General features: G+C 61.6%; 4 protein-coding genes. All 4 read left to right on the top strand.

What is annotated here, in order from left to right; genetic code table 11:
- Positions 1-218 (top strand): PaaI family thioesterase (locus ACIQ39_RS19005; protein WP_396436146.1); only part of this gene is annotated, 218 nt, incomplete at its 5' end.
- The gene (gene gloA / locus ACIQ39_RS19000; RefSeq protein WP_396436145.1) at positions 215-625 is read left to right on the top strand and encodes a lactoylglutathione lyase; all 411 of its coding nucleotides are present in this window, start codon (positions 215-217) and stop codon (positions 623-625) included. The genes ACIQ39_RS19005 and gloA, both read left to right, overlap by 4 nt.
- A gap of 221 nt (positions 626-846) precedes the next feature.
- The gene (locus ACIQ39_RS18995; protein ID WP_396436144.1) at positions 847-3192 is read left to right on the top strand and encodes a bifunctional salicylyl-CoA 5-hydroxylase/oxidoreductase; all 2346 of its coding nucleotides are present in this window, start codon (positions 847-849) and stop codon (positions 3190-3192) included.
- A partial coding sequence (locus ACIQ39_RS18990; protein WP_396436143.1) for a hypothetical protein occupies positions 3192-3400 on the top strand: 209 nt, incomplete at its 3' end. The genes ACIQ39_RS18995 and ACIQ39_RS18990, both read left to right, overlap by 1 nt.

Here is a 3400-nt window from a genome sequence, read left to right as displayed (position 1 = left end):
GCCGGGGCTACACCACGGCCGACTTGAGCGTGAAACTGGTCAAAGCCATCACGCCCAAAGTGCAGCGCGTGCGGGCCATGGCCAAAGTGCTGCACTGCGGCCGCCAGCTGGCCACCGCCGAGGCGCGCTTGATCGGGCCAGACGGCACGCTTTACGCCCATGCCAGCACGGCCTGCCTTGTTTTTGAAATGCCCTCACCCACAGGAAACAAACCATGAGACTGCTTCACACCATGCTGCGCGTAGGCGACCTGCAACGCTCGATTGACTTCTATACCCAAGTGCTGGGCATGAAGCTGCTGCGCAAATCAGAAAACCCCGAGTACAAATATTCGCTGGCTTTCGTGGGCTACGGCAACAACCCGGAGCATGCCGAGCTGGAATTGACCTACAACTGGGGCACGGAAAGCTACGACATGGGCACGGCCTACGGCCACATCGCCCTGGGCGTGCCCGATGCCTATGCCGCTTGCGAAAAAATCCGAGCCAATGGCGGCAACGTCACGCGTGAAGCGGGGCCCGTCAAAGGCGGCAGCACCGTGATCGCCTTTGTGACCGACCCCGATGGCTACAAGGTCGAGCTGATCCAGCGGGCTGAGTTTGCGAGTGGCCAGGGTTTGCGCTGAAGCGGCCCCCACGCCAGCGAACCAGCGAACCAGCGAACCAGCGAACCAGCGAACCAGCGAACCAGTGTGCCAGTGCGCCAGTGCGCCAGTGCGCCAGCACGCTCTGAAGCCATGACCTTGGCGGCTCGGTCGCCGGGGTTTACACCAATGACAGGCTGTGCTTTGCGTTAGACAATCATTTTAAGCTTCAACTATTGAAGCTTGACTGATAAGGATTCGACATGAAGATTGTCTGCATCGGGGGCGGCCCATCGGGCTTGTACTTTGCCCTGCTGATGAAAAAGCTGGGGGCCCACCACGACATCACCGTAGTCGAGCGCAACAAGGCTTACGACACCTTTGGCTGGGGTGTGGTTTTTTCTGACCAAACGCTGGACAACATGCGCCAATGGGACCGTGAGAGCGCCGCCGAGGTGGAGCAGGCCTTCAACCATTGGGACGACATCGAGCTGCACATCAAGGACCGTGTGATCCGCTCCGGTGGCCATGGTTTTGTGGGCATTGGGCGCAAGAAGTTGCTCAACATCTTGCAAGCACGTTGCGAGCAAGTGGGCGTCAAGCTGCTGTTCGAGCACGACGTGGATTCAGACCTGGACTTTCCCGATGCCGACCTGATCGTGGCCAGCGATGGCGTCAACTCGCGCGTGCGCAGCCGCACGCCCGACATTTACAAACCCGACATCGTCACCCGGCCCAACCGATTCATTTGGCTGGGGACCCACCGCCAGTACGACGCCTTCACCTTTTTGTTCGAAAAAACCGAGCACGGCTGGTTTGCAGCCCACGTCTACAAATTCGACCACCAGACCTCCACCTTCATTGTCGAATGCCCCGAGCATGTGTGGTTGGCCCACGGCCTAGACCAAGCCGATCCGGACGCGTCGATCGACTTTTGTGAAAAGCTCTTTGCCAAAAACCTGCAAGGCGAAAAGCTCATGTCCAACGCGCGCCATCTGCGCGGCTCGGCCTGGCTCAACTTTCAACGCGTCAAATGCGCCAACTGGTCGCACTTCAACGGCAACAGCCATGTGGTGCTGATGGGCGACGCGGTGCACACCGCCCACTTTGCAATTGGCTCGGGCACCAAGCTGGCCCTTGAAGACGCCATCGAGTTGGTTCGGCAGTTCAAGGCTTTGGGCGACACGCCCGGGCACATACCCGCGGTGCTCCAACACTACCAAGCCGTGCGCGAGATCGATGTGATCCGGCTGCAAAACGCGGCCTGGAACGCGATGGCCTGGTTTGAGGTGTGTGGCGAACGCTATTGCGACCAGCTTGAGCCCGAGCAGTTCATGTACGCCATGCTCACCCGCAGCCAGCGCATCAGCCACGAAAATCTGCGTTTGCGCGACAAGGCTTGGCTGGAAGGCTACGAGGCTTGGTTTGCTGGGCGAGCGGCCCCAAACGAAGTTGCCACATCTTTGCGCCCCCCCATGTTCACGCCCTACAGCTTGCGCACAGTGACACTCAAAAACCGTGTCGTGGTGTCACCCATGGCGCAGTACATGGCACACGATGGCCGCGTCGGCGACGACCACTTGGTGCACCTGGGCGCACGCGCCATGGGCGGCGCAGGTCTGGTGATGGTGGAGATGACTGCCCCCAGCGCCGATGGCCGCATCACCCACGGCTGCCCTGGTTTGTGGAATGACAGCCAAACGCAGGACTTCAAACGCATCACCGACTGGGTGCATTTGAAATCTGACGCAAAGATCGGCCTGCAGATCGGCCATGCCGGGCCCAAAGGCTCGACCTGCCGCCCCTGGCAAGGCGCCGGCATGGACCACCCTGTGCCTGCCGATGACGCCCAAGGCAACTGGCCGCTCATCGCCGCTTCGCCCATCCCGTATCTGCCGCATGGCGATGTGCCGCGCGCCATGACCCGGGCCGACATGGACCGCGTCACCGCCGACTTCGTTGCCAGCACACTGCGCGCAGTGCAAGCTGGTTTTGACTGGCTTGAGCTGCACTGCGCGCATGGTTATTTGCTGTCAAGCTTCATCAGCCCACTCACCAACCAGCGCTCCGACGAGCACGGCGGCCCGTTGGAAAACCGCATGCGTTACCCGCTCGAAGTGTTTTCGGCCATGCGTGCCGCTTGGCCGCAAGACTTGCCCATGACGGTGCGCATCTCGGCGCACGATTGGGTCGAAGGCGGCACCACGCCCAGCGATGCGGTGGAGATCGCCCGCGCCTTCAAGGCCGCCGGGGCCGACATGATCGACTGCTCATCGGGCCAAGTCAGCGCCCAGCAAAAACCCACTTACGGGCGCATGTACCAAACGCCTTTTGCTGACCGCATCCGCCATGAGGCGGGCATCGCCACCATGGCGGTGGGGGCCATCAGCGAGGCCGACCACGTCAACAGCATTTTGGCCGCAGGTCGCGCTGACCTGTGCGCCGTGGCGCGTCCGCACTTGGCCAACCCCGCTTGGACATTGACCGAAGCGGCGCGCATCGGCTTCAAAGACATCAGCTGGCCGCGCGCCTATGTGTCGGGCAAGCCGCAGCTCGAAGCAGGGTTTGCACGCGAACGTGCACTGCAAACCGCGAGCAAAGGGGACTGATGGACAACACACCATTGACTGGATGGCCACGCTTCGCTCGCCATGACGGCTTGACTGGATGGCCACGCTTCGCTCGCAATGACGACCTGGACGACCACCGCCATGACGACTTGAACCGTCACCGCGAGTCCCTCCACAACCGTCATCGCGAGCCCCTCCTCAACCGTCATCGCGAGGAGCGAAGCGACGTGGCGATCCACTGGCACGC

This window comes from Limnohabitans sp., from assembly GCF_044361645.1.
GTDB lineage: Bacteria > Pseudomonadota > Gammaproteobacteria > Burkholderiales > Burkholderiaceae_C > Limnohabitans_A.
This window is presented reverse-complemented; position numbering and strand designations above follow the sequence as displayed.